The organism is Streptomyces sp. NPDC052910 (assembly GCF_055585605.1).
In genome coordinates this window covers 1166699-1192315 of record NZ_JBVJJR010000002.1, presented here as the reverse complement: position 1 = coordinate 1192315, position 25617 = coordinate 1166699, and the positions used below count along the sequence as shown (strand labels likewise).

The following is a 25617-nucleotide window of genomic DNA, read 5'->3' as shown; positions in this document are numbered from 1 at the left end:
GGCGTGGCGCCCGACACCCCGTCGGGCGTGGCGCCCGACACCCCGTCGGGCGTGGCGCCCGACACCCCGTCGGGCGTGGCGCCCGACACCCCGTCGGGCGTGGCGCCCGACACCCCGTCCGGCGTGGCGCCCGGCGCCTCGCCTGACGCGGCGGCCGACGGAACGGCCGCCCGGACGGCCCTCGTTCGATGCCTGCGGCCGAGTGACGGCCGGTACCAGTGGTGCGCACAGAGCCTTGTGAGATTGACAGACGGTCAACACGAGGCGAGTCTGACTGCCGTGTTCGACGGCCCCCGGCGACCTGTCCCGGGGCGCGGTCGGCCTGGAACCATCACCGATTCTCCGGAGGCAGTAGTGGCAGACGCACGCGCACACGGCGGGCGGTACGGCAAGGCGCTGGCGGCGGTCGGCGCGGCCACGGCCCTGGCGGCGGGTGCCGCCGCCCCCGCCGCCGCCGGCACCCCGGTCCACGGCGGCGAGCGCTACGTCGCCCTCGGCGACTCGTACACCTCCGCACCCGGCGTGCCCGCCCAGAGCGGCGGCGACTGCGCGCGGTCCAGCGTCAACTACCCCTCGCTGACCGCGAAGGCGCTGCACGTGAAGTCCTTCAAGGACGTCAGTTGCAGCGGCGCCAAGACCGACGACATGTGGCGCGCGCAGGGCGCCAACGCCCCCCAGTTGAACGCCCTCGGCAAGAACACCCGCCTCGTCACCGTGGGCATCGGCGGCAACGACATCGGCTTCGGCGAGATCATCGGCACCTGTGCCCAGCTCTCCGTCTCCGACCCGGCCGGCGCCCCCTGCCGCAAGAAGTACACCGCGGCCGACGGCTCCGACCTGCTGAACAAGCGCATCGCCGGCGCCGCGCCCAAGGTCGCCCGCGTCCTCAAGGCCGTGCACCAGCGCGCCCCGCACGCCCGCGTCGTCCTGGTCGGCTACCCGTCGATCATGCCGGACAGCGGTGTCGGCTGCTTCCCGAACGTGCCGATCGCGGCCGGCGACACGCCGTACCTGCGCGACACCGAGAAGAAGCTCAACACGATGCTGCGCGCGCAGGCCCGCAAGGCGCACGTCCGGTACGCCGACACCTACCGCGCCACCGTCGGCCACGACGTCTGCCGCCCGGAGAAGGACCGCTGGATCGAGGGCGCCCAGCCCACCCGTCCCGCCGCGCCCTTCCACCCGAACGCCGACGGCGAGCGGGCGATGGCCAAGCCGGTGCTCACCCAGGCCCGGGGCCGCTGAGCGAAAGCCCGCACGAAAGCCCGCACGAAAGGGCGAACGCGAGCCGTGTCGCGCCCTGTCGGGGGAGGGGTCCGGCGAGTAGGGTCCGGTGCCTCTCAGCCGACAGGGAGGTACCCATGGCAAGACCGCCAGCGCGCCGGCGAACGACCGTGCTCTGCGCGACGGCCGCACTCGTGGCCGGACTCGGAATCGTGCCGGCCGCCGCTCAGGGGGCGGCCGGCACACCCGGTTCCACGGCCGCGTCGGGCCGCACCCCCGCCAAGACCCCGCTGGCCGTGGGCCGCGGCGGGGCCGTGGCGAGCGTCGACGCCGACGCCTCGGCCGCCGGCATCGAGGTGCTCAAGGGCGGCGGCAACGCCGTCGACGCGGCGGTGGCCACCGCCGCCGCCCTCGGCGTCACCGAGCCGTACTCCGGCGGCATCGGTGGTGGCGGCTACTTCGTCTACTACGACGCGAAGGCCCGCAAGGTCTTCACCATCGACGGCCGGGAGCGGGCGCCGCTCAGCGCCGACCGGAACCTGTTCGTCGAGAAGGGACACGCGATCCCCTTCGACGAGGCCATGACCAGCGGCCGGAGCGTCGGCGTCCCCGGCGCCCCCGCCACCTGGGACGCGGCGCTGCGCTCCTGGGGCCGCAGATCGCTCGGCCAGGTGCTGAAGCCCGCCGAGCGCCTGGCCCGCCAGGGCTTTACCGTCGACGCCACCTTCCGGCAGCAGACCGCCGACAACGAGAAGCGCTTCCGCGACTTCCCCGCCACCGCCAAGCTGTACTTGCCGGGCGGCAGGCTGCCGGCCGTCGGCTCCACCCTGAAGAACCCCGACCTCGCCCGCACCTACGCCCTGGTGGGCAAGCGCGGCATCGGCGCGATGTACGGCGGCGAGGTGGGACGGGACGTGGTCCGTACCGTCCGCAAGCCGCCCGTCGCCCGGACCGCGCACCGCGTCGTACGCTCCGGCGACCTCACCGAGCGCGACCTGCGCGCGTACGCGGTCAATCGGCCGGGCCCGACGCACAGCACCTACCGGGGGCTCGACGTCTACGGGATGGCCCCCTCCGCCTCCGGCGGGATCGCCGTCGCCGAGGCGCTGAACATCCTGGAGAAAAGCGACCTCCGCAAGCTCGACCGCACGGCCTACCTCCACCGCTACCTCGAGGCGAGCCGGATCGCGTTCGCCGACCGCAACCGGTGGATCGGCGACCCCGCGCAGGAGAACGTGCCGACCGCGGCGCTGACCTCCAAGCGGTTCGCCGCCTCGCGGGCCTGCCTGATCAAGGACGGCCGGGCGCTGACCAGCCCGCTCGCCCCCGGCGACCCCCGGCACCCCAAGCCCTGTGGCACGGCGGGCCGCGCCGCCCCCACCCCGTACGAGGGGCAGCAGACCACCCACCTGACGACGGCCGACAAGTGGGGCAACGTCGTCTCGTACACCTTCACCATCGAGCAGACCGGCGGCAGCGGCATCACCGTGCCCGGCCGGGGCTTCCTGCTCAACAACGAGCTGACCGACTTCTCGTTCACCCCCATCAGCCCGGGCGTCCACGACCCGAACCTGCCGGGACCGGGCAAGCGCCCGCGCTCGTCGATCTCGCCGACGATCGTCCTCGACCACGGGAAGCTCCGGTTCGCGCTCGGTTCGCCGGGCGGGGCGACGATCATCACGACCGTCCTGCAAACCCTGCTCAACCACGTGGACCGCGGGATGCCGCTGGTCGACGCCATCGCCGCGCCGCGCGCCAGCCAGCGCAACGCCGCGACGACGGACGTCGAACAGGCGCTGTGGGACGACTCCGTCCGCCGCAAGCTGGAGGCGAAGGGGCACGTGTTCAAGCTCAACCCGTCCTTCATCGGCGCGGCGACCGGCGTCGAACGACTGCCGGACGGCCGGTGGCTGGCCGCCGCCGAGAAGGTCCGGCGCGGCGGCGGGTCCGCGATGGTGGTGCGGCCGGGCCGATGAGCCCCGGGGCGCGCGGCGGTGTACCGGGAGGTACGGGCCGCGCGCTCCGGTGGAGCGGTGGTGTGCCGGGGGGGCCCGGGCCGTGCGCTCCAGCCGTGCGGGCGGTGTGCCGGAAGGTGCGGGGCCGGGCCGCGCGCTCCGGCCGAGCGGTGGTGTAGCGGGAGGCGTCCGACCCGCGCCCCGGCCGCACGGCCGGAGGACGTCCGTCGCCACGCCGGTCTCGTCCGGCGGCGGGAACCCATGCCCCGTCACGCCGTTCCGGTGCCGCTCCGGGGCGACGTCCGCGGCCGCGTCCGCCACCGCCGTCCCGTGTGGCCCCCGTGCTTCCGCGCGGCCCGGGCCGTGGAAGGCGGCGCCGGCGTCCTCGTCGCCGAGCGGATTCCGGGGCGGGTCGCGCCGGTCTTGCCTCGGCCGGTGCCGGGGCCTACGGTCGCAGGCACGCGGATCTTCGTGCCTAGCCCGGCACACGCCCCGGCGGAGGAGCAGCTCATGCCCAATGTTGTGCGCGCCGCACTGGTCCAGGCCGGCTGGACCGGTGACACCGAGTCGATGATCGCCAAACACGAGGAACACGCCCGCGCCGCCGCCGCGCAGGGCGCCCGGGTGATCGGCTTCCAGGAAGTCTTCAACGCCCCCTACTTCTGCCAGGTCCAGGAGAGCGAGCACTACCGCTGGGCCGAGCCGGTCCCCGACGGGCCGACCGTGCGCCGGATGCGCGATCTCGCCCGCGAGACGGGCATGGTGATCGTGGTGCCGGTCTTCGAGGTCGAGCAGTCCGGCTTCTACTACAACACCGCCGCTGTCATCGACGCCGACGGCGGGTACCTCGGCAAGTACCGCAAGCACCACATCCCGCAGGTGAAGGGCTTCTGGGAGAAGTACTACTTCAAGCCCGGCAACCTCGGCTGGCCCGTCTTCGACACCGCCGTGGGCCGGGTCGGCGTCTACATCTGCTACGACCGCCACTTCCCGGAGGGCTGGCGGCAGCTCGGCCTGGCCGGTGCCCAGCTCGTCTACAACCCCTCCGCCACCTCCCGCGGCCTCTCCGCGCACCTCTGGAAGCTCGAACAGCCCGCCGCCGCCGTCGCCAACGAGTACTTCGTCGCGGCGATCAACCGCGTGGGCCGGGAGGAGTACGGCGACAACGACTTCTACGGCACCTCCTACTTCGTCGACCCGCGCGGGCAGTTCGTCGGCGACGTCGCCAGCGACACCAAGGAGGAACTGGTCGTCCGGGACCTGGACTTCTCGCTGATCGACGAGGTGCGGACGCAGTGGGCGTTCTACCGCGACAGGCGCCCCGACGCGTACGAGGGGCTGGTGCGGCCGTGAGCGCCCCCGGCCCGGCCGTCGCCCCAGGACTGCACGCCCGCCACCGGGCCGTCCTCCCCGCCTGGCTGTCCCTCTACTACGCGGAGCCCCTCGAACTCACCCACGGCGAGGGCCGGTACGTCTGGGACGCCGAGGGCCGCCGCTACCTCGACTTCTTCGGCGGCATCCTCACCACCATGACCGCCCACGCGCTGCCCGAGGTCACCAAGGCCGTCGCCGAGCAGGCCGGGCGGATCCTCCACACGTCCACCCTCTACCTCGACCGGCACATGGTCGAACTGGCCGAACGGATCGCCGCGCTGAGCGGCATCCCCGACGCCCGCGTCTTCTTCACCACCTCCGGCACCGAGGCCAACGACGCCGCGCTGCTGCTGGCCACGACGTACCGGCGGTCCAACCAGATCCTGGCCATGCGCAACGGCTACCACGGCCGTTCCTTCTCCACCGTGGGGATCACGGGCAACTCGGCCTGGTCGCCCACCAGCCTCTCGCCGCTCCAGACGCTCTACGTCCACGGTGCCGTCCGCTCCCAGGGCCCGTACGCGCATCTCTCGGACGCGGCGTTCACCGCCGCCTGCGTCCGTGACCTGGAGGACATGCTCGGCCAGGCGCACGGGACGGTGGCCGCGCTGATCGCCGAACCGGTGCAGGGCGTCGGCGGGTTCACCGCGCCGCCCGACGGGCTCTACGCGGCCTTCCGCGAGGTCCTCGACCGGCACGGCATCCTCTGGATCAGCGACGAGGTGCAGACCGGCTGGGGCCGCACCGGCGACCACTTCTGGGGCTGGCAGGCCCACGCCGAGAACGGCCCGCCCGACCTCCTCACCTTCGCCAAGGGCATCGCCAACGGCATGTCCGTCGGCGGCGTCGTCGCCCGCGCCGAGGTGATGGACTGCCTGGGGGCCAACTCCATCTCCACCTTCGGCGGCAGCCCGGTCACCATGGCGGCCGGCCTCGCCAACCTCACCTACCTGCTCGAACACGACCTCCAGGGCAACGCCCGGCGCGTCGGCGGCCTGCTGACCGAACGGCTCCGGGCCGTCACCGCCGGCCTGCCGGCCGTCCGTGAGGTCCGCGGCCGGGGTCTGATGATCGGCGTCGAGCTGACCTCGTCCGAGGCGGCGAACCAGGCACTCGAACGGGCCCGTGAGGAAGGCCTGTTGATCGGCAAGGGCGGCCGGGACGGCACCGTCCTGCGCATCGCCCCGCCGCTGACCCTGACCGTCGCCGAGGCGGAGGAGGGCGCGGCGGCGCTGGAACGGGCGCTGCGCCGGGTCGGGCACGCGGGAGGGAGCTCGTGACCAGGACCCTCGTCAAGGGCGGTCTCGTCATCACCGCCGCCGAGGAGACGTACGCCGACGTCCTCGTCGAGGACGGGAAGGTGGCCGCGCTGGCGGCGGCCGGAGGCTCGGTCGCCCGGGGCTGGACGGCCGACCGGACGATCGACGCGACCGGCAAGTACGTCGTCCCGGGCGGCGTGGACGCCCACACCCACTTCGACTTCCCCTTCGGCGGCACCTCCTCCTCCGACACCTTCGAGACCGGCACCCGGGCCGCCGCCTGGGGCGGCACCACGACCGTCGTCGACTTCGCGGTGCAGACCAGGGGCCGGGCGCTGCGCGAGGGACTCGACACCTGGCACGCCAAGGCGGAGGGCCGGTGCGCGGTCGACTACGCCTTCCACGTGATCCTCTCCGATGTGACCGAGGAGTCGCTGAAGGAGATGGACCGGTTGGTGGGGGAGGGGGTGACCTCGTTCAAACTCTTCATGGCGTACCCGGGGGTGTTCTACAGCGACGACGGGCAGATCCTGCGGGCCATGCAGCGGGCCGCCGGGAACGGCGGGCTGATCATGATGCACGCCGAGAACGGCATCGCGATCGACGTCCTCGTCCGACAGGCGCTCGCGGCGGGCAAGACGGCGCCCCGCTACCACGGCGAGGTGCGCAGGGCCCTGCTGGAGGCCGAGGCCACCCACCGCGCGATCCAGTTGGCCCGGGTCGCCGGCAGCCCGCTGTACGTCGTCCACGTCTCGGCGGAGGAGGCGGTCGCGGAGCTCGCCTCGGCCCGCGACAAGGGGCTGCCGGTCTTCGGCGAGACCTGCCCCCAGTACCTCTTCCTGTCGACCGACAACCTGGCGGAACCCGGCTTCGAGGGCGCGAAGTACGTCTGCTCGACGCCGCTGCGGCCCCGTGAGCACCAGGCGGCCCTCTGGCGCGGGCTGCGCACGGACGACCTCCAGGTCGTCTCCACCGACCACTGCCCGTTCTGCTTCTCCGGCCAGAAGGAACTGGGCCGGGGCGACTTCTCGAAGATCCCCAACGGCCTGCCGGGCGTGGAGCACCGGATGGACCTCCTCCACCAGGCGGTCGTCGACGGCCGCATCTCCCGCCGCCGCTGGATCGAGCTTGCCTGCGCTGCCCCGGCCCGGATGGTCGGCCTCACCCCGCACAAGGGCACGATCAGCCCCGGCGCCGACGCCGACCTCGTCGTCTACGACCCGCACGCCACACAGGTTCTCTCCGCCACCACCCACCACATGAACGTCGACTACTCGGCGTACGAGGGGAGGGAGGTCACCGGCCGCGTCGAGACCGTCCTGTCCCGTGGCGAACTCGTCATCCACGAGCGTCGGTTCACCGGCCGGACCGGGCACGGCCGGTACGTGCCGCGCTCGACGTGCCAGTACCTCACGTAACGGACGCGCCGGCACCCCGCACCGGGGACCGCCCGCGGCCCCGTACGCCCCGGACGTCCCGTACACCCCTACACCCCGTACACCCCGCAGCTTCCCGTAAGGAGCACCACCCTTGGACTTCGGCCTCGTCCTCCAGACCGATCCGCCCGCCACCGCCGTCGTCGACCTGATGCGCCGCGCCGAGCGGCAGGGCTTCCGGTACGGGTGGACGTTCGACTCCGCCGTGCTGTGGCAGGAACCGTTCGTGATCCACAGCCGCATCCTCGAACACACGGAACGGCTCGTCGTGGGGCCGATGGTCACCAACCCGTCCACCCGCACCCCGGAGGTGACCGCCTCCACCTTCGCCACGCTCAACGACATGTACGGCAACCGCACGGTCTGCGGCATCGGACGCGGCGACTCGGCGATGCGGGTGGCCGGCCGCCGCCCCAACACCCTCGCCGCGCTGAGCGAGTCCATGCGGATCATCCGCGACCTCGCCGAGGGCCGCGAGACCGACGTCGGCGGCACACCGCTGCGGCTGCCATGGGTGCGTGACGGCCGGCTCCCGGTCTGGATGGCGGCCTACGGCCCGAAGGCACTCGCCCTGGCCGGCCGCGAGGCCGACGGTTTCATCCTCCAGCTCGCCGATCCCTTCCTGACCGAGTGGATGGTCAAGGCGGTCCGCGGGGCGGCGGAGGAGGCCGGCCGCGACCCGTCGTCCGTCACCGTCTGCGTCGCCGCCCCCGCCTACGTCGGCGACGACCTCGCCCACGCGCGGGAACAGTGCCGCTGGTTCGGCGGCATGGTCGGCAACCACGTCGCCGACCTCGTCACCCGCTACGGCGCCCACTCGGACCTGGTTCCCGAGGACCTCACCTCGTACATCGAACAGCGGCAGGGCTACGACTACAGCCACCACGGCCGGGCGGGCAACCCGTCGGCGGACTTCGTCCCTGACGGGATCGTGGACCGCTTCTGCCTCATCGGGCCGGCGGAGGCACATGTGGCGCGGCTGGAGGAGCTGCGGGCGCTGGGCGTGGACCAGTTCGCGGTGTACGCGATGCACGACGCGAAGGAGACGACGGTCGACGCGTACGGCGAGCGGGTGATCCCGGCGCTGGCCGGAGCGGCCTGACCCTCGTCACCCGACGCCCCGCCGCTCCTTCTCGTACGTCCCGTCCGGTCCTCGCGGAAACCGTCGAGCCCGCGGCGGACGCCGCGCCACACCGCGGTGGCGGCGTACGTCCACGAGCGCGACGGCGGCCCGGCGACGGCGGCCCGGCCGTACGCCGAGGCGATACACCAGGCACCCACCCGCGCCGAGCACGGCCGCCCGACGTGGCGGCCCGCCCGGCTCGACGGCCGCGGCTACGGCCGGTGACGCCTTCCCCCTCGGTCAGGGCGCGGTGCACACCACATGGGCGACCGCCAGGCGCGGGACGTTGTCGGTGTTCGTGGCGCGCAGAGACCAGCCGGTCGCCGTGGGGGCCGACGCGTTGTGGAGAACATTGGGATGACCGGCTCCCCCGCCCGCGGTCGGCACCTGTCCACTGGGGCACGACGCCGTGGACGTTCCGGTCTGTCCCGGCTGGAGATTCACGGGATCGCCGTTCGCGGCGGAGTGCGGCCTGTCGGAGCATCGCGCGAACGCGACCGTTTGGGAAAAGGGCGTGTTGACGTTCTTTGCCCGGCCGAACCAGTGGGAGGCGTCGGAGACGGCCAGGCTGAGGTAGTTCCTCGCCCCGGCAATCACCCCGCCGCCGGCCACGAACCGGCCCGCGGGACACGTCGCCGCGCTCTCTGCCGTAGGACCACTCACCGTGGTGCCGACCTGATGGGTGATGGACGGATCCGCCGCGCAGACCACCAGAGGCGTCACCGTGCGTGGCTCGTCGCTTTGGTTGTCGACGGTGACGTCCCAGCCGGTCCCACCGGGGGTGGACTCGCTGAGGAAGACTCCGTTGTCGGGATTGAGTCTGATCCCGCCACCGGTGGATGTCTGACCCTCCGGGCAGAAAACTCTGGGCAGACTTCGCCTCTCGTTCGCCTGCAGGGTTACGGAAGGGCCTTCCACTTGCCGGACAAGCGCGGACGCGGCGCGGGCGGCGTCCCCTTCGGCCTGCGCGACCGGGACTGCGGCGGCGAGAATCACGCAGGCTGCCAGTGCGGTGATGCGGCGTTTCTTCATCCCGGCACTCCTTGCGGTCTGAAGGAAACAGATCTGGAGCCCCAGAGTCCCCTGACCGGGGGACAATTGGCCGCGCGTCCGTGCAAAACCACCCGCACGGGGCATGTGCGGCGGGGGTGCGGATCCGCAGGTTGCCTTGCCTTGCCTTGCCTTGCCTTGCCCTGCCCTGCCGGGCCGTGCGGGCGGGGCAGGCGCCGGGTCGGTGGCGTGGCCGTCGCCGCCCATGTGAGTGGGGCGCCGTCTGGTGGATCATGTGCAAGCAGGGCTCGGTAGGTTGAGCACACCTCGGTAGGTTGGGCACACCTCGGTAGGTTGGGTCCATGCCTTCTGCACTTGTTGTCGGGTACGACCCGCAAGCGATTCCCGGCGTCGACGGGGAGGCTCTCCGCGCGGCGCTCGACGGGGAGATGGCCCGGTTCGGTGAGCACGGCATCGACGCGGCCCTGACGCTGATCCAGTTCGACGCAGCGGCCGAGTCCATCCTCGTCGCCTCGTTGACCAAGCAGCCGTTGGATGTCGTGATCGTCGGCGGCGGAATCCGCAAGACCGAGCAGTTGCTTCCGCTGTTCGAACTGATCGTGAACCTGATCCGCCGCCATGCGCCGCAAGCCGCCATCGCCTTCAACACCAGCGGCGGGGACAGCGTCGAGGCGGCACGGCGGTGGCTCTGAATCCCGGCCGCCCGACCGCGCCTTGAGCCACGAGCGGCCATCACCTGCCTTGCCCGGAGTCAGAACAGTGGCCCTCTGTCCGGCCTTGGGGAGTAACGCCCGTCAAACCGGTCAAGTGTGCGGTGTGATGGCCCCGGTGGAACATGAAGGTGACCGATCCGAGGGTGTCGCCTCACCTCTTCGCCGCGGAGTCCCGGGTGGCGGCAAGGAGATCTCGTGCCTGTTCACGGGCATGGCCGATGGGGTCCGCGATGATGTTCAGGCCGTGGGCGACGAGCGCTCCTTCGTGAAGCAGTGTCAGCGTCCGGCCCAGGCGATCGGCCCTGTCCGGGGTGACGTCCCTGGCGAGGTCGGTGAACAGGGCGAGCATCCACCGCTTCTGCCCGGTGATGACCGGGTACGCCGGGTGGGACGGATCGCTGATCTCGGCGTGGGCGTTGACCATGCCGCACCCCTTGGCATTGTTCTCCACCGACCATGCGCGTGAGGCGTCGAAGACGGCCAGGACGCGCGCCGCCGACGCCGGCTGCGCGGCGTCGAGGTACCGGGTGAGGAAGGCGCGCCAGCGTTCATCGCGGTCCGCGAGGTATTCGACGACGATCTGCTCTTTGGAGCCGAACCGGTCGTAGAGGGTCTTCTTCGTCACCCCGGCCTCGGAGGCGATCAGGTCCACCCCGACGGCATGGATGCCGCGCTCGTAGAACAGCCGCGCGGCGGCCTCCAGGACGCGCCGTGCGGCAGGCGTCATCGTGATCCGTCGCGGCCCTTCGGTGGTTCCCATGCTCAACAGTATACCGATCTGTATAGTGAGCGATGGGTATACCGATCTGTATAGTGAAGGGGGAGGCATGAACTTCCTGCTTTCGCTCGCTTTCGTGCTCTGCTGGAGTTCCGGGTTCATCGGGGCGAAGCTCGGCGCGGGCAGTGCGTCCGCGGTCACGATCCTGATGTGGCGGTTCCTGCCGCCGGCCATCGTGCTGACCGTCGTCGCCGCCGTTTCCGGAACGTTGTGGCGGGGCCTCAGGGTGCGGGACGTGGCCCGGCAGGCCCTGATCGGCGTGCTCTCGCAAAGCGGTTATCTGCTCACCGTCTACTACGCGATCCAACTCGGGGTCTCCAGCGGCACCACAGCCCTGATCGACGGTGTCCAGCCCCTCGTCGTCGGAGGACTTGCCGGACCGCTGTTGCGCCAATACGTCTCGCGCACACAGTGGTTCGGACTGTGTCTGGGGGTGGGGGGCGCCGCCATCGTCACGATGGCCGATGCCGCGGCCGGCTCCGGTGCGGCCTGGTGGGCCTACCTCATCCCCTTCCTCGGCATGTTCTCGCTGGTGGCGGCCACGTTCCTCGAAAGCCGTTCCCGCGCGCGGGTCACTCCCGCCGTGTCGATGACCGTCCACTGTGCCACCAGTGCCGTCGTCTTCACCGCCTTCGCCCTGGGCGCCGGAGCCGCCAAGCCGCCCGCCGAGCTCGCGTTCTGGGCCGCGATCGCCTGGCTCGTGGCCTTGTCGACCTTCGGCGGATACGGGCTGTACTGGCTCATCCTGAGGCGCTCCGGAGTCACCAAGGTCAATACGCTCATGTTCCTCATGGCTCCGGTGACGGCGGTCTGGGGAGCCCTCATGTTCGGTGAACCGTTCGGTCCGCTGACCGCTCTCGGCCTGGCCGTCGGCCTCGCGGCAGTGGTCATCGTCCATCGCGGTGACACCCGGTCCACCAGGACGGTCGCGCGGGACGCGCACACGGGCGAGGTCGCGCGCCCGGCCGAGCGAGGCGCCTGAACCCTCCGCCTCGTCGGAGAGGAGAGCTTCCTCGCCGAGTGCGGCACGGGCCGCCGGGTACGCGGCCCCGGCGCTCCCGGCGCAGGCGGCCCGGCGCAGCGGCGCCTCCGGTCACATCGGCGAGGGCCGGGCAGGAGCCGGGTGGCGTGAGCGGGATCGATGCGGAGCCGTGAGGACCCGCCGGTTTTCAGGGCGGGCGAAGCCGGGTCCGACGGGTACGCGCCGGTCGGCGGGGAGGCTAGGGCCTGTCCGGCGGATCTTGGATCGCCTCGGGGCCTGTTCATTGGCATGACTGGCCATGGGGCATAGTCCGATGGCGGCCTTCTCCGCTGTGAGCCGTGCTCCAGGATCCCGTGACGGATACCGAAAGGGCCTGGTCAGAGCGGTATTCCAGGCCTTAAGGTCCGGTCATGATCCAGGAAACGCCCACCACCATCGAGCCAGCCGCGCCGTTCCAGCCGGTACTGACCCGTCACGCCGACGCCGAGACCTGCGCCGACCCCAGCAGCGTGATGAAGCTGCTCGCCGACTCCGACCGCACGGCCGACGGCTTCACCTGCTACCGATCCACGTTCGCCGAGGGAGCCGTGGGGGCACCCGCGCACTTCCACACCAAGGCGACCGAGCTGTTCTTCGTGATCAGCGGCTCCCTCCAAGTGCTGGTAGGCGAAGAGATCACCCTGCTCAACACGGGCGACTTCCTGGCGGTGCCGCCGCACACCCCGCACGCCTTCGCCGCGGCGCCCGGCTGCGAGGCGGACGTCCTGTTCGTGTTCACCCCCGGCATGGGCCGCTTCGACTACCTGCGCCTGCTCGGCCGAGTCATGCGCGGTGAGGCCGACGCGAAGGAGATCGCAGAGTCGGCGGAGCGTTTCGACAACCACTACGTCGACAGCCCGCTCTGGCGCGCGGCCCTGGAAGCATCCGCATGATCGACTCCAACGCCCGCGTCCGGGTGGCCCGCCCCTCGCGCGACCTCGCTGCCGCCGAACGCTTCTACGTGGATGGCCTTGGCCTGGACGTTCTGTGGCGCACCACCGAGCGCGTCCCGGGCGAGCACGATCTGCTGATGGTCGGCCCCAAAGGCGGCGTCTGGCACTTCGAGCTCACCCATGACCCAGAGCACCCGCTGGAGCCCACCCCCACGGTGGATGACCTGTTCGTGGTCTACCTGGGCAAGCCGGTCGACCAGCCCCTGATCGATCGCCTCGTCGCGGCCGGCGGAACCCGCGTACCGGCACACAACCCGTACTGGGACGAGCACGGGGCAACGGTCGCCGATCCGGACGGCTACCGCCTGGTCCTGTGCTCCCACACCTGGACCTGACACCCATTCACCCGGTCATCAGCGAAGCCAGAGGCCGATCGAGGCGACGGTCATGGTGCCGTGGAAGATGTAGGCGCGTTTGTCGAACCTCGTGGCCACGGCCCGGAAGTTTTTTTAGGGCGTTGATCGTCCGCTCTACATCGTTCCTGCGCTTGTAGATCGTCTTGTCGAAACCGGCAGGCCGGCCGCCCTTGCTGCCACACCGTTGGCGGTTGGCCCGCTGGTTCTTCGGCTCGGGGATGGTGTGCTTGATCTGCCGTCTACGCAGATAGGAGCGGTTGCGGCGGGAGGAGTATGACGCTTATCCGCGTGGGATGTCTTGTCGCCGCCGAAATGGCCCGGTCGGGTGCGGGGACGTCCGCCACCGGGCCGGCCGACGCGGATACGGTCCATGACCGGGATGAGCCGCGGGGCGGCAGCCCACTGGCCCGGAGTGATCAGCAGGGCCAGTGGGCGGCATCCGCCCTCGCCCGCGAGGTGGATCTTGCTGGTGCAGCCGCCCCGGGAGCGTCCGAGTCCCTCGTCGGGACGGTGCTGCCGGGGCGTGGTTCTTTTCCCGGCACCCGCGGCCGCTTCTTGCGTGCTCCGGCCGCATGCTGGTGGGCCCGCGCGGTGGTGGAGTCCACACTCACCATGGACCAGTCGATCCGGCCTTCCGCTTCGGCGTCGGCCAGGACGTGCGCAAAGAGCCTGTCCCATGTGCCGTCCGCCGACCAGCGCCGATGCCGCTTGTACACGGTTTTCCACTTCCCGAATCGCGCAGGCAGGTCCCGCCATGGCACCCCCGTCCGGTTGCGGTACAGGATCCCGTTGATGAACCTGCGATGGCCCGCCCAACGGCCGCCCCGCTTACCGGACTTCGGCAGATGCGGCTTCAGCCGCGCCCATTCCTCTTGCGTGAGGTCTCCCCGCCCCATGAACACGTCAACGAGTAGAGGATCAAGAGGTCACATGATCCGCCGGACAGGCCCTAGCGAGGCGCCGCGAGGATGTCCCGGAGGACGTCCGCGAGCGTGACGCGGGCCAGTTCGCGTCGCAGCGTCTCCTCGATGCCCTCGTAGATGCCCCGCATCGCCGGCTGGATGCCGTAACCCACCACGCACTCCTGGTCCGGGGTGGTCCGGTGCATGGCGAACAGCGGGCCGGGCTCCACCGCCTCGTACACGTCGAGCAGGGTCGTCGCCTCCAGCTCGCGCGTCAGCGACCAGCCCGCGCCCACGCCCCGCCGGGACTCCACGAGTCCGGCCCTGCGCAGCTCGCCGAGCAGCCGCCTGATCACCACGGGGTTCGTGTTGGCGCTGGTCGCGATCTGCTCGGAGGTGGCGACCTCATGGCCTTGGCGCTGGTAGAGACCGATCCAGGTCAGGGCGTGGGCGGCAAGGGTCAACCTGCTGTTGGCGCTCACGCACCCTCCTCCCGGCCGCGACGCCCATGGTACGACAGCCCCGTCGTAACAGTGGTGGTTGCGACAGGGTTGTCGTAACCATTAGCGTTACGTCTCACCGGAAGGGTCAACCAACGAGGTGAGACGGATGAACAAGCCACTCATGGGCAAGGTCGCCCTGGTCACCGGGGGATCGCGTGGACTGGGAGCCGCGACCGTACGGCTGCTGGCCGAACAGGGCGCCGACGTCGCCTTCACCTACGTCAGCTCCGCGAAGCGGGCGCAGGCCGTCGTCGACGAGCTACACGGAAAGGGAGCCAAGGCCGTCGCCATCCAATCCGACCAGGCGGACACGAGCCGGGCGCCGGCACTGATCGACGACGTGGTCGCACACTTCGGCGGCCTGGACATCCTCGTCAACAACGCGGCGATCTCGGTGGAGCAGGGCCGCCGGGTGGACGACCCGGACGCCGACACCGCCGCACTGGACCGCATGCACGCCACCAACTACCTCGGCGTGATCGCCGTCATCCGGGCCGCCTCCCGGGTGCTGCGCGCGGGCGGCCGCATCATCACGGTCAGCTCCGGACTGGGCTCCCGGGTCGGCGCCCCGGGCCTTGCCGACTATTCGGCGACCAAGTCGGGGATCGAGAGGTACACCATGGGGGTCGCACGGGACCTCGGGCCCCGGAACATCACGGCCAACGTCGTGGAAGCCGGACTGATGGAGGGCGGCATGGAAGGGCCGGACCCCGAGACCCTCAAGGCCCTGGTCGGCTCGCTGTCCCTGCAACGCATGGGCCACCCCGACGAAATAGCCGCGGCGATCGCCTTTCTCGCGAGCCCCGCCGCCTCGTACGTCACAGGCGCGGTGCTGGACGCCCACGGCGGCTACAACGCCTGAACCGTAACCCCTCCCGCGTGCCCCGAAGGACACCGCACCTCCGGGGCGCGCACCGCACCGCCGGAGACCCGCGCGTGTGCGCAGGGCTCTCGGCGGGTGGCGCTGCCGGGATCTCGGGAAGTCCTGAGCCGGCCGTGCCGACGAAGCCGGTGGTCTGTCACCGTGCCTGGGTTGTCACGGAGGTCGCCTGGTAGACGGTGGGGGGGAAAGCGTGCGGCAGGACCGGGAGTTGTGATGACCGGCCGCCGCTCGAGATGTCTCGCCGACCCGCGGCGGCGTCGGCCCGTTCCGCGTACGCCTGTCCGTGGGCCGGGCGGGGTGGCCGTCCGGACAGGCGCGGGCACGGGTTCAGGTGGTGGGGAGGAAGGGGTAGTCGGTGTAGCCCTGGGCACCGGGTGTGTAGAACAGGTCGGGGCGCGGTGCGTTCTCCGGGTGCCGGCCCTGCCAGCGCTCGACCAGGTCGGGGTTGGCGATGAGCGGGCGGCCCACGGCCACGGCGTCGGCGTGTGCGGCTTCGATCAACTGGACCGCTTCCGCGCGGGTGGTGACGGTGCCGAAGCCGTTGTTGGCGATCAGCTTGCCGCCGAAGCGCCGGCGCAGCTCCTGGACCAGTTCGCCGGCGGGCTCCTTGTGCAGGACCGACAGGTAGGCCAGGCCCAGCGGGCGGAGCCGGTCGAGGAGGGCGCCGTAGGTGGCCAGGACGTCGTCCCGGTCGTTCTCGTAGGCGTCTTGGATGTTGTGCTCGGGGGAGATGCGCAGTCCGACCCGCCCGGGGCCCACGGCCTCGGCGACCGCCGTGACGACCTCGGCGACGAAGCGTGCCCGGTTCTCCGGCGAGCCGCCGTAGTGGTCGGTGCGCCGGTTGGAGGCCGGGGAGAGGAACTCGTGGAGCAGGTAGCCGTTGGCGCCGTGGATCTCCACGCCGTCCATTCCGGCTTCCATCGCCCGGCGGGCCGCGGTGACGAAGTCCTCCAGGGCCTCGCGCGCCTCTTCGGCGGTCATGGCCTGCGGGAGGGGGTAGGGCTGCTTGCCCTTGTAGGTGTGGGCCTCGGCGTCGATGGCGATCGCGCTGGGGGCCAGCACCCGGCGGCCTCCGTTGAGGTCGGGGTGGCCGGCGCGGCCGCCGTGCATGATCTGCATGACGATGCGGCCGCCACGGGCGTGCACGGCCTCGGCCACCCGCCGCCAGCCGGCCGCCTGCTCGTCGGTGACGATCCCCGGCTGCCCGACGAACGCCTGGGATTCGTGGCTGGGGTAGGTGCCCTCCGTGATGATCAGCCCGGCGCTCGCCCGCTGCCGGTAGTACTCCGCCAGCAGCTCCCCGGGGACACCTGAGGCGCCGGAGCGGGAGCGGGTCAGGGGCGCCATGACGACGCGGTTGGCGAGCTCGATGTCCCCGAGGGCGACCGGCGCGAATATGGAGGAACCAGAGAGACCGGCAGAAACCGGCGAAGGCGTGACAGACATTGCTACCTACTGTGAAAAGGGGGTGTAGCGGGATATGAGCGTTCCCGCTGTGCCACCGTAACGCATGTACGCAGCTTCGTGAACATAGATGTACGCAACTTCACGAACATGGGTGGGGGTGGGGCGGTATCCTGGCCCCATGGCCAGCCGCACCTCCTCCCCGCTCGTCCACCCCGACGAGGAAGACCTCGATCTGTTCAAGATCATGAGCGCGTTGGCCGACCCCGTCCGGCTCGGCGTCGTGGTGACCCTCTCCGCCAGCCCGGGCCTGGCCTGCAGCGGCTTCTACCAGGAAATCCACAAATCGTCCCTCACCCGCCACCTGCGCATCCTGCGCGAGGCCGGCCTGATCAGGCAGCACGACATCGGCACCCGTCGCATGAACACCCTGCGCAAGGAAGAACTCGACCGTCGCTTCCCCGGCCTGCTCGACCTGGTCATCAAGGAAGCCGCCGACCGCGACCTCCCCGTCCCGGACGCCGACAGCGCCTGACCGGCGCCCCGCGCACAAGAGCGCGCCTGGTCGCGGGTGTGGACGCGGCCAGGTGATCAACGACTGTCCTGCTCCGGTCCTGTCCTGCTCCGCCCCTGTCTCGCATCCGGCCTTGTATCGCATCCGGCCTTGTCTCGAAAAGGCCGGCCAAGGCGATGGCCCTCACCCTCTCGGACGCGCGAAGTCGTGGCCGCCGCCCGCCGCCCGCCGTACGAAGTGCCGAGCCCATGGTTCCCCGCACAGCCGTCACGAGCGGGCGGACTCCATCGACGCGCCGACCTCTTCCACCCCACCGGTGACAAGGGCCACGACCGATGCGTTCACCTGACCGTCACCGGCCGGCCGGGCGCGCGGCTTCTCGCCCCGCCCACCCCAGTACCGCACTAGGGTCCGTCCGGCGGATCATGGTTGATGCCATGGTGGTTGATGCCATGGTGGTTGTGTGAGTTACAGCCTCTTCCTGATTCGGTTCGAGCATGGCGAAGCATCTGTCATGGATGGTGCGCTCTTCGACGAGGTGATCGGGCCGTGCGTCGTCAAGCGTGAGCCGGAGCACGGCTTTGTACTCGTCCGGGCGGAGGATGGGGGCGAGGCCGACATCTACGCGAGGACGTCCGGAATTGAGTCAGGCCTGACCGGCGTGACGATCAGCCACTTCAGTCCCGGGCTGGTCCTAGACGTGATCGCGCGCCTGGCACAACGGCTTGAGGCTGCGGTCGTGCTTCAGGAAGGCGTCGCCCTCGTCGATACGAGCGGGCGCTTGGAGGATTTGCCGGAGAACCTTCGGTCTGACGCGGAGGTCGTCAACCTGTCCGGGACCGCGATCCAGGTGGCGATCGATCGTGCCTGATCCTGGCGTCGGATCAGCTTCTGAGCCAGAGGCGGATCGAGACCAGGACCACGGTGCCGGTGAAGACGTAGGCGCGCTTGTCATCCACTGAGGCCGCACGGCCCGCGCCCGCGCCGGTGATGAGCCACCAAGTCCCGGGCCGAGCCCGAACGGTGAGCCCCCGACCGAGCCCCGGACCGCGGGTCCGGGAGGGCGATGGGCGGCAACCGGCCACGGCGGTGCGGCCGGCCCCTACGGCACCCGCGCCGTCCACTCCACCGACGAGAACTTCTTCTCCGCCAGCTCCACAGCCCGCGCCATCTCCTCCTCTGTGACCGCTCCCGCCGTCGACCCGTACCGTCCCCGGAAGGAGTCGACCATGCGGTCGATGACGGCGGCGCGGGGGAGGCCGGTCTGGCGGCGGAGCGGGTCCACGCGCTTCTTGGCACTCTTGGTGCCCTTGTCGGAGAGCTTCTCGCGGCCGATGCGGAGGACGTCGAGCATCTTGTCGGCGTCGATGTCGTAGGCCATCGTCACGTGGTGGAGGACCGCCCCGTTCCCGCCGACCATGCGCTTCTGCGCAGCACCGGCGATCTTCCCGGCTTCGGTGGCGATGTCGTTCAGCGGCTGGTACCACGCCTTGATGCCCATGTCCCCGAGGGCGCCGAGGACCCAGTCGTCCAGGTAGGCGTAGCTGTCCGCGAAGGACAGTCCCTGCACGAGGGAGTCCGGTACGTAAAGGGAGTACGTGATCGTGCTCTGAGGCTCTACGAACATGGCCCCGCCACCGCTGATGCGCCGGACGACCGTCATGCCATGACGCGCGGCGGATTCCGTGTCCACCTCATTGCGAAGGGACTGGAAGCTGCCGATGATCACGGCCGGCGATTCCCATTCCCAGACCCGCAGCGTCGGCGGGCGACGGCCTGCGGCGACCTCGGCGGTCAGGACCTCGTCAAGGGCCATGTGCAGGGCCGGGGACTGAGGGCCGTCGTGGATGAGCTGCCAGTCGTAGTCGTGCCAGTCGGTGGCGTTGGCCAGCGCCCGCCGCACGGCGACGCCCACCGCCTCGGAGGTGAGGCCGAACATCACCGTCCCCTCCGGGAGCGCCGCGTCGACGCGCCCGGCGAGTTCCTGCGCGGACAGCTCTGCGCTCGCGCCCTCCAGCGCCCGGTTGATGTCGAACAGCGCCTCGTCGGGTTCGAGGAAGAAGTCCCCGGCCACCCGGACGTCGCGCAGCACCCCGTCCCGGACCTCCAGGTCCACGACGACGAGCTTGCCGCCCGGCACCTTGTACTCACCGTGCACGGCGTACCCTCCTGAAACACGCCCCTGGGCCGGTCCCAGCGGCAGCTACAGCCACGGTACGTGTTGGGGTCGGCTTCTCTTCGCCGACCGTCATCGACAGGTCACGGAAGCGCCGGCGGAGGAAGTCTCCGCGCAGGGCGAGGGCGCCGGATCGGGCAGGAGCCCCGCGGATGACCGGTCGGCCTTCGCCCGCGGCACCGGGGCTCAGGGGTCGGGGCTGGTGATCACCTCTTACCGCGCCCTCTTCAGGATGCGGTCCGCGACGACGGCTCGGCCGAGGTCACCCCGTCCCCGTGTCCCACCGGACCGGCGCCCATGCGCACAGGGGGGCGGAATGCGCCCCTCCATGATCACTTTTTGGCCCGTTGCGGGCTCACCTCGCCAACTCCGTGGCCGCTAAGTTCCCCCCTTGACCGAACACGCACAACCAGGGAGAAAGGGTAACGATGCGCCCCATCAGACCCGTCAGCCGCATAGGCAGACCGCTCATGGCCTGTGCCGCCTCGGCCGCTTTAGCCACTGTGGGACTTGCCGTCTCACCGGCCGCCGCCGCACCCGCCACGCCCGCCACCACCACGCAGGCCGAGCCCGGTGCCGCCTGCACGGCGGCCGACCTCGGCAAACGGCACCCGTACATCAAGACCTCCGAGGTGATCCCGACGATCACCCATTTCAAAGGCTGGTTCGTCACCGCCGGCTCGACCGGTACCCAGACCGTCAACACCAGCGTCCAGACGACCATCTCGGTGACCGTCGGCCTCACCGAAAACATCGAAGGTGGCTTCGGCGTCGAGACCCTCGGCAAGGTCGGCACGAGCCTGGGCCTGAACGTGCAGGTGAGCTACACCTCCACCAGCAGCGAATCGACGTCCGTCACGTGGGACTTCCGCAACCCCGGCTATTACGGCCTGTACAAGGGCACCAAGAAGGTCACCGGTACGTATGGCAGTCTCAACTGCAACCGCGTCCGGCAGGGTGACGGCAATTGGGCGCTGAAGTGGATCGAAGGGACCGACACCGGTAGCTACACCACCTACACCACCCTCGAAGAAGGTGCGGTGCGCTGCGAGGACAAGGTTCCCGCCAACAGCATCATGCGCAAGGCGCAGATCCTCCTCGACTGCGGCTCAGCCATGGCCACCGCGAAGCATCCGGCCGGGCCGGTCCCCTCGGCGAAGGCCGCCCAGGCCAGGCAGGAAGCCGAGAAGACCGCCAGGGCCGAGAAGACCGCCAGGGCCGAGAAGACCGCCAGGGCTGAAAAGACCGCCCAGGCCGGGAAGAAGGAGAAGGCGACCGGGAGCCCGGCCTCCGCCAAGCCGGTCGCCCTTGACTGCCAACCCGGCGTCTACAGGATCGATGTCCCCGGCAAGCCCCTGAACTGGAGCGCACCGCTCCTGGCCAACGACGGCATCCGCCTGCGCGAATCGAACTGGACCAGCGCCCACCTGGACAACTGGCGCCTGTGCAACGTGACGGAGCGCAACGGGGTCATCGAGGCGTCCCTGTGGAACTGGGGCAACGGCGAATGCGCGACCATCCCGGCGGACATCGCCAACCGGGAACAGGCCTACCTGACGACGGCCACCTGCGGGGAGGACGACCTCCAGAGGTTCTACGTCTACCGCGACGTACCCGGCAGCTCGAAGATCGGTCTGCAGAACAAGTACACCGGCTCCATGCTGGGCCACGACCGGTACGCCGACGGGGAGTTGATCCGCCAGTACTCCAGCGGCAGGCAGGACGGTACGGGTACGTACACCCTGACCGCAGTCTGACGGCCCCCACCGCGTGAGAGCGGTCCACACCTGAGCCCCCGGCCTCCCGGTTCCCACGGGGGCGACGACGCCGAGCGGGTGCTCACCCAGGTCTCCGGCCGGCCCCTCGGCCGGTCGCCCCGTCAACGGTAATGCCGCGGCCGTCGTGCCCGGTCGGTGGTGTCGTGGGGTGATGGTGTCCGGTGGGGTGGGAGTGGCGTCGGTCAGGGCGGTCCCGTGGGCGGTGGTGGCGTGGTGCGAACCGGTGGTCGTGGCCTTCGTCACCTCGGCGGCCTCGTCCGGTATGCACGGCGTCCCGGCGCGGGTGAGGAGGGTCAGCGGCCGCTCGGGAACGCAGGGAGGTTCTGCGCCGTCGAGCGCGTGCCAGGCCCACGGGGCTTCGAAGTGCCACGCCCGCCCCGCCGCGTCCGCCACCTCGTCGCCCGGGCGTAGGAACGCGTACGGCCTGACGAGGAGGCCGAAGGTGAACGGCGTGCCGTCGGCGGGGTGGAGTTCGTGGCCCGTGCCGTCGGCGTGGTCCGTGGGGACCTCGGGGTGCGAGCGGCCCCGGGGGAGCACCGTGACGCCGCGGCGCGGGCGCGGCAGCCGGTCGGTCTTCAGGGGCGGGGCGTAGTGGTCGACGGCGGTGACGTGCACCACCGTGGGCGGTAGGCCGACGCGGCGCGTGCCGCCCCGGGGTCAGGTCTTCCGGTGCCGGGTCGGTCCGGAACAGTTCCGGTGTGGTGTCGGCGCGGGTGCCCGCGTCCGTCCCCAGAGCTACGACGCCGTTCCAGTGGAACACGGCGGCCGGGTCGGGACGCCACCACGGCCACTCCACTCCCACGCGGCTGGGCTCCGGGCCATGGCTCACTCGAGCCGGCGTGATCGGGCAGGTGATTTCCGGAACGTCGCCCAGCCGACAGTCCGCTTCGGTCGGTTCTCTCGGCTCGTTCCGCATGGTGCGGCATCCTGCGAGGCCGCTCGGCGGTGCGTTCACCTCTTGGCCGCCCCACGGTCACCTCCCCGGCCCCGGTTGTCGGTGGGGCATGATTCGATGGCCGTATGAGCCGTACGATCGAAGACTTTCTCGCAGGGGACCTGACTGACGTCGAGGAAGCGGTGCGCAAGGCCGCCGCGGCCGAGATCATGCCGCGCTTCCGCCAGCTCGCCGCGCACGAGATCGTCGAGAAGAAGGGGCCGCACGATCTGGTGACGGTCGCCGACCGGCTCGCCGAGGAGCACCTGACGGCGTCGCTCACCGCGCTGCTGCCCGGGTCGCGGGTGGTCGGCGAGGAGGCCGTGCACGCGGACGCGGCGGTGCTCGACGCGCTGCGTGGTGACGATCCGGTGTGGATCGTGGACCCGGTGGACGGCACCCGGCAGTTCGTCCACGGCGACCCCGGCTTCGCCACCCTCGTCTGCCTCGCGCACCGCGGCGAGCTGCTCGCCTCCTGGACGTACGCGCCCGCGCTGGACGAGATGGCGACCGCCCGGCGGGGCGCGGGGGCGTTCCTCGGCGGGGAGCCGCTCCGGCTCGGGCCCGCCGCGCCCGGCGCGGCGCTGCGGGTGGCGATATCGCACTACGACTTCACCACCGACGACGAGAAGCGGCTGCTCGCGCGGCTCGACACGCCCGGCGTCGCGACGCGGCCCTGCGGCTCGGCCGGCCTGGAGTACCTGAACGTGGCGCGGGGCGAGATCGACGCGGTCGCCTTCTCCTGGCCCAATGCCTGGGACCACGCCGCCGGGTTGCTGCTGGTCGCCGAGGCGGGTGGGGCGAGCGCGACGGTGGCGGGCGAGCCCTTCCGGATCGCGGGCGGCAACACGATGCCGTTCTCCGCCGCGCGGGACGCGGGAACGCTCGCCCGTATCCTGGGGCTTCTGGCGGCCTGATCGGGTGTGTGGCGTCCCGGACGTGGACGCGGGGCCCGTCCCCGTTCCGGCCGGGGCGCGCCCGCACGCCCCTCAAGGCCGTCACATTCACCGCTCCGAAAAAACCGTCACGTCCCCCAGAATCGTCGCTTCCACCCAGAACCGTCACCCCCGCCCAGAACCGTCACACCCCCCGGGCCGTCATGCCGCTCAGGGGCGTCGCGCCGGTCAGGGCCGCCCCACCGTTCAGGGCGTCCCCGCCGGGAGCGCCCTCGGCTCCGGCCCGTCCCGACCGGGGCCGCCGGGTCCGTCCGGCCGGCCGATGCGCACGAGAAGGAGTCCGCCGGTGCCCACCATGCTCGACGCCGTCGTCGTAGGGGCCGGTCCCAACGGGCTGACGGCCGCCGTGGAACTGGCCCGCCGCGGCCTGTCCGTCGAGGTCTTCGAGGCGGCCGACGGCATCGGCGGCGGCGCCCGCACCGAGGAGCTGACCCTCCCCGGGTTCCGCCACGACCCGTGCTCCGCCGTCCACCCGCTCGGCATCGGCTCCCCGGCGTTCGAGGCCATGCCGCTCGCCCGGCACGGTCTGGAGTGGCTCCACCCCGAGCTGCCGATGGCGCACCCCTTCCCCGACGGGTCGGCCGCCGTGCTCTCCCGACGGGTGGGCGAGACGGCCGCCTCCCTCGGGGAGCACGACGCGGGAGCGTACCGCCGCGCGGTCGAGCCCTTCCACGGGAAGTGGGACGCCCTCGCCCGGGACTTTTTGCGCACGCAGTGGGACGGGCTGCCCGGCGACCCGGTGGGTTACGCCCGCTTCGGGCTGTCGGCCGGGCTGCCCGCGGCCGTCTACGTACGCCGGTTCCGCGACGCGAAGGCCCGGGCCCTGTTCGCGGGGCTGGCCGCGCACGGCATCGCCCCGCTCACCGGCATCGGCACGGCCGGCATGGCCCTGATCTTCGCCCTGGCCGCGCACGAACGCGGCTGGCCCGTGCCGCGCGGCGGTTCGCAGGCCGTCGCCGACGCCCTCGGCTCGTACCTGCGCGCCTGCGGCGGCGCGATCCACACCGGCTACGAGGTCCGGCGGCTCGACGAGCTGCCGCCCGCCCGCGCCTACCTCTTCGACACCTCGCCGACCGCCCTCGCCCGCATCGCCGGCCTCGGCGACGCCTACCGGGGCTTCCGCTACGGCCCCTCCGTCTTCAAGATCGACTATGCGCTGTCCGGGCCGGTGCCCTGGCGGTCCGAGGCCGCGCGCCGGGCCGGGACCGTCCACGTCGGGCCGACGTACGGGGAGATCCGCGAGGCGCTCGGCGCCGCCGTCCACGGCCGGGACCCCTCCGTCCCCTTCCTCATCACCGCCCAGCCCAGCATCGTCGACCCCAGCCGTGCGCCGGAGGGCAAGCACACGTTCTGGGTGTACGGGCACGTCCCCAACGGCTGGCGCGGCGACGCGACGGAGGTGATCGAGCGCCAGATCGAGCGCTTCGCCCCGGGCTTCCGTGACCTGGTGCTGGCCCGGGCCGTCGCGGGGCCGCCCGCGCTCGCCGCCCGGAACGCCAACTACGTGGGCGGCGACATCGCCTGCGGTTCGGTCGCCGGCCTGCGGTTGCTCGTCCGGCCCAAGCTGGCCCGCGTGCCCTACGCGACCGCCCACCCCGCCGTCTTCCTCTGCTCCTCCGCGACGCCGCCGGGGCCGGGGGTGCACGGGATGTCGGGGCATCACGCGGCACGGGCGGTGTGGCGGAGGTTGCGGGGGTTTCAGGGCGGGGCTGTGGGGGCTCTGGGGTGAGCGGCGCCTTGCCGCCACTATGGCGACGGGCCGAGTGATCTCGGGGCGCCCGGGCAATGCTGCGTCGGGTGGTGCCGCATGCGCGCCGGTTTCCGGCGGGGCCGCGGAGCCGCCCGGGGGAGCAGCCGCCCCGGCGTTCCCCCTAGGGCACACGAGAGAAACGGGTCCGTGATGAGACGAGCACTCGTGGCGGGGACGCTGGCGCTGGGACTGGCCGCGGCCGTGCCGGTCCTGGCCGCCACCCCCGCTTCCGCTCTGGACGCCTTCGAGATCCGCAACGACCGCAGCGGCAAGTGCCTGACCGTGAACGGCGACAACGTCGAGATCCGCACCTGCGGAAACGGTTCGTCGCAGTGGTGGATGTGGGACGGCAAGAAGCTCCGCAGCCTCGCGAACATGCACTGCCTCGACGTCCGCAACGGCGGCATCAACGAGGCCGTCCAGGCGGTCGGGGACTGTCACGGCAACGCCAACCAGCGCTGGTTCTTCTGGAACCGCGAGCTCCACACCGACCTGAACGGGCAGATCGCCCAGGTCCAGCGGGCGGACGACACCTGGGACGGCGCGGGGATCAACATGCGCGATCCCAATGGGGGGTCGTGGCAACACTGGTACACCACGCAGGTCTGAGACCG

Annotated in this window: 23 protein-coding genes and 1 pseudogene; 18 read left to right on the top strand and 6 right to left on the bottom strand. The window is 71.4% G+C overall.

What is annotated here, in order from left to right:
• Window positions 1-354: 354 nt before the first annotated feature.
• The 7 genes from ACZ6X9_RS10705 to ACZ6X9_RS10675 all read left to right on the top strand — a co-directional run bounded on the left by ACZ6X9_RS10705 (window position 355) and on the right by ACZ6X9_RS10675 (window position 8596).
• Window positions 355-1245 carry an SGNH/GDSL hydrolase family protein gene (locus tag ACZ6X9_RS10705; RefSeq protein ID WP_469777570.1) on the top strand — a complete coding sequence of 297 codons (891 nt, stop codon included), beginning with the start codon at window positions 355-357 and terminating at the stop codon, window positions 1243-1245.
• Between the two features lie 116 nt (window positions 1246-1361).
• Window positions 1362-3200 carry a gamma-glutamyltransferase gene (gene ggt, locus ACZ6X9_RS10700; protein WP_469777569.1) on the top strand — a complete coding sequence of 613 codons (1839 nt, stop codon included), beginning with the start codon at window positions 1362-1364 and terminating at the stop codon, window positions 3198-3200.
• A gap of 489 nt (window positions 3201-3689) precedes the next feature.
• Window positions 3690-4532 carry a nitrilase-related carbon-nitrogen hydrolase gene (locus tag ACZ6X9_RS10695; RefSeq protein ID WP_469777568.1) on the top strand — a complete coding sequence of 281 codons (843 nt, stop codon included), beginning with the start codon at window positions 3690-3692 and terminating at the stop codon, window positions 4530-4532.
• Entirely contained in the window at window positions 4529-5833 is a 1305-nt protein-coding gene (locus tag ACZ6X9_RS10690) for an aspartate aminotransferase family protein (protein WP_469777567.1), read from the top strand. The genes ACZ6X9_RS10695 and ACZ6X9_RS10690 overlap by 4 nt, the downstream gene beginning before the upstream one ends.
• On the top strand, window positions 5830-7230 hold the full coding sequence (gene hydA, locus ACZ6X9_RS10685; protein ID WP_469777566.1) for a dihydropyrimidinase: 1401 nt from the start codon (window positions 5830-5832) through the stop codon (window positions 7228-7230). The genes ACZ6X9_RS10690 and hydA overlap by 4 nt, the downstream gene beginning before the upstream one ends.
• A 112-nt stretch (window positions 7231-7342) precedes the next feature.
• Window positions 7343-8350 (top strand): TIGR03842 family LLM class F420-dependent oxidoreductase, encoded by a 1008-nt coding sequence (locus ACZ6X9_RS10680; RefSeq protein ID WP_469777565.1) that lies wholly within the window; start codon window positions 7343-7345, stop codon window positions 8348-8350.
• Window positions 8351-8446: 96 nt separating this feature from the next.
• On the top strand, window positions 8447-8596 hold the full coding sequence (locus ACZ6X9_RS10675; protein WP_469777564.1) for a hypothetical protein: 150 nt from the start codon (window positions 8447-8449) through the stop codon (window positions 8594-8596).
• A gap of 15 nt (window positions 8597-8611) precedes the next feature.
• Here the strand turns inward: ACZ6X9_RS10675 and ACZ6X9_RS10670 are convergent, their stop codons facing one another.
• Entirely contained in the window at window positions 8612-9403 is a 792-nt protein-coding gene (locus tag ACZ6X9_RS10670; protein ID WP_469777563.1) for a hypothetical protein, read from the bottom strand.
• Window positions 9404-9723: 320 nt separating this feature from the next.
• Here ACZ6X9_RS10670 and ACZ6X9_RS10665 point away from each other — a divergent pair, with 320 nt between their 5' ends.
• Entirely contained in the window at window positions 9724-10074 is a 351-nt protein-coding gene (locus ACZ6X9_RS10665; RefSeq protein ID WP_469777562.1) for a hypothetical protein, read from the top strand.
• Window positions 10075-10246: 172 nt separating this feature from the next.
• Here the strand turns inward: ACZ6X9_RS10665 and ACZ6X9_RS10660 are convergent, their stop codons facing one another.
• Window positions 10247-10855, bottom strand: coding sequence for a TetR/AcrR family transcriptional regulator (locus tag ACZ6X9_RS10660; protein WP_469777561.1), 609 nt, complete (start codon window positions 10853-10855; stop codon window positions 10247-10249).
• A 67-nt stretch (window positions 10856-10922) separates the two neighbouring features.
• Here ACZ6X9_RS10660 and ACZ6X9_RS10655 point away from each other — a divergent pair, with 67 nt between their 5' ends.
• The 3 genes from ACZ6X9_RS10655 to ACZ6X9_RS10645 all read left to right on the top strand — a co-directional run bounded on the left by ACZ6X9_RS10655 (window position 10923) and on the right by ACZ6X9_RS10645 (window position 13182).
• Window positions 10923-11855: a DMT family transporter gene (locus tag ACZ6X9_RS10655; RefSeq protein WP_469777679.1), complete on the top strand. Its 933-nt coding sequence runs from the start codon at window positions 10923-10925 to the stop codon at window positions 11853-11855.
• Between the two features lie 410 nt (window positions 11856-12265).
• Window positions 12266-12787, top strand: coding sequence for a cupin domain-containing protein (locus tag ACZ6X9_RS10650; protein ID WP_469777560.1), 522 nt, complete (start codon window positions 12266-12268; stop codon window positions 12785-12787).
• Entirely contained in the window at window positions 12784-13182 is a 399-nt protein-coding gene (locus ACZ6X9_RS10645) for a VOC family protein (RefSeq protein WP_469777559.1), read from the top strand. The genes ACZ6X9_RS10650 and ACZ6X9_RS10645 overlap by 4 nt, the downstream gene beginning before the upstream one ends.
• An 18-nt stretch (window positions 13183-13200) precedes the next feature.
• On the opposite strand, the pseudogene ACZ6X9_RS10640 reads toward ACZ6X9_RS10645, so the two are convergent.
• Together ACZ6X9_RS10640 and ACZ6X9_RS10635 are read right to left on the bottom strand one after the other, a co-directional pair.
• A pseudogene (locus tag ACZ6X9_RS10640) lies at window positions 13201-14099 on the bottom strand (IS5 family transposase).
• Window positions 14100-14152: 53 nt separating this feature from the next.
• Window positions 14153-14587, bottom strand: coding sequence for an Rrf2 family transcriptional regulator (locus ACZ6X9_RS10635; RefSeq protein ID WP_469777558.1), 435 nt, complete (start codon window positions 14585-14587; stop codon window positions 14153-14155).
• Window positions 14588-14714: 127 nt separating this feature from the next.
• On the opposite strand from ACZ6X9_RS10635, the gene ACZ6X9_RS10630 reads away from it, so the two are divergent.
• A complete protein-coding gene (locus ACZ6X9_RS10630) occupies window positions 14715-15470 on the top strand; it encodes an SDR family NAD(P)-dependent oxidoreductase (RefSeq protein WP_469777557.1) in 756 nt (251 codons plus the stop codon).
• Between the two features lie 348 nt (window positions 15471-15818).
• Here the strand turns inward: ACZ6X9_RS10630 and ACZ6X9_RS10625 are convergent, their stop codons facing one another.
• Entirely contained in the window at window positions 15819-16937 is a 1119-nt protein-coding gene (locus tag ACZ6X9_RS10625) for an alkene reductase (protein WP_469777556.1), read from the bottom strand.
• Between the two features lie 139 nt (window positions 16938-17076).
• On the opposite strand from ACZ6X9_RS10625, the gene ACZ6X9_RS10620 reads away from it, so the two are divergent.
• Together ACZ6X9_RS10620 and ACZ6X9_RS10615 are read left to right on the top strand one after the other, a co-directional pair.
• Window positions 17077-17430, top strand: coding sequence for an ArsR/SmtB family transcription factor (locus ACZ6X9_RS10620; protein WP_469777555.1), 354 nt, complete (start codon window positions 17077-17079; stop codon window positions 17428-17430).
• Window positions 17431-17872: 442 nt separating this feature from the next.
• Window positions 17873-18280 (top strand): hypothetical protein, encoded by a 408-nt coding sequence (locus tag ACZ6X9_RS10615; RefSeq protein WP_469777554.1) that lies wholly within the window; start codon window positions 17873-17875, stop codon window positions 18278-18280.
• A 231-nt stretch (window positions 18281-18511) separates the two neighbouring features.
• On the opposite strand, the gene ACZ6X9_RS10610 is transcribed toward ACZ6X9_RS10615, so the two are convergent.
• Window positions 18512-19567: a lipoate--protein ligase family protein gene (locus ACZ6X9_RS10610; protein WP_469777553.1), complete on the bottom strand. Its 1056-nt coding sequence runs from the start codon at window positions 19565-19567 to the stop codon at window positions 18512-18514.
• 488 nt (window positions 19568-20055) lie between these two features.
• On the opposite strand from ACZ6X9_RS10610, the gene ACZ6X9_RS10605 reads away from it, so the two are divergent.
• The 4 genes from ACZ6X9_RS10605 (at window position 20056) to ACZ6X9_RS10590 (ending at window position 25612) form a co-directional block, all read left to right on the top strand.
• Window positions 20056-21342: a cell envelope integrity protein TolA gene (locus ACZ6X9_RS10605; protein ID WP_469777552.1), complete on the top strand. Its 1287-nt coding sequence runs from the start codon at window positions 20056-20058 to the stop codon at window positions 21340-21342.
• Window positions 21343-22383: 1041 nt separating this feature from the next.
• The gene (locus tag ACZ6X9_RS10600) at window positions 22384-23214 is read left to right on the top strand and encodes an inositol monophosphatase family protein (protein WP_469777551.1); all 831 of its coding nucleotides are present in this window, start codon (window positions 22384-22386) and stop codon (window positions 23212-23214) included.
• Between the two features lie 325 nt (window positions 23215-23539).
• A complete protein-coding gene (locus ACZ6X9_RS10595; RefSeq protein WP_469777550.1) occupies window positions 23540-24982 on the top strand; it encodes a phytoene desaturase family protein in 1443 nt (480 codons plus the stop codon).
• 171 nt (window positions 24983-25153) lie between these two features.
• Complete coding sequence (locus ACZ6X9_RS10590) at window positions 25154-25612, top strand: RICIN domain-containing protein (protein ID WP_469777549.1); 459 nt, start codon at window positions 25154-25156, stop codon at window positions 25610-25612.
• Window positions 25613-25617: the final 5 nt, after the last annotated feature.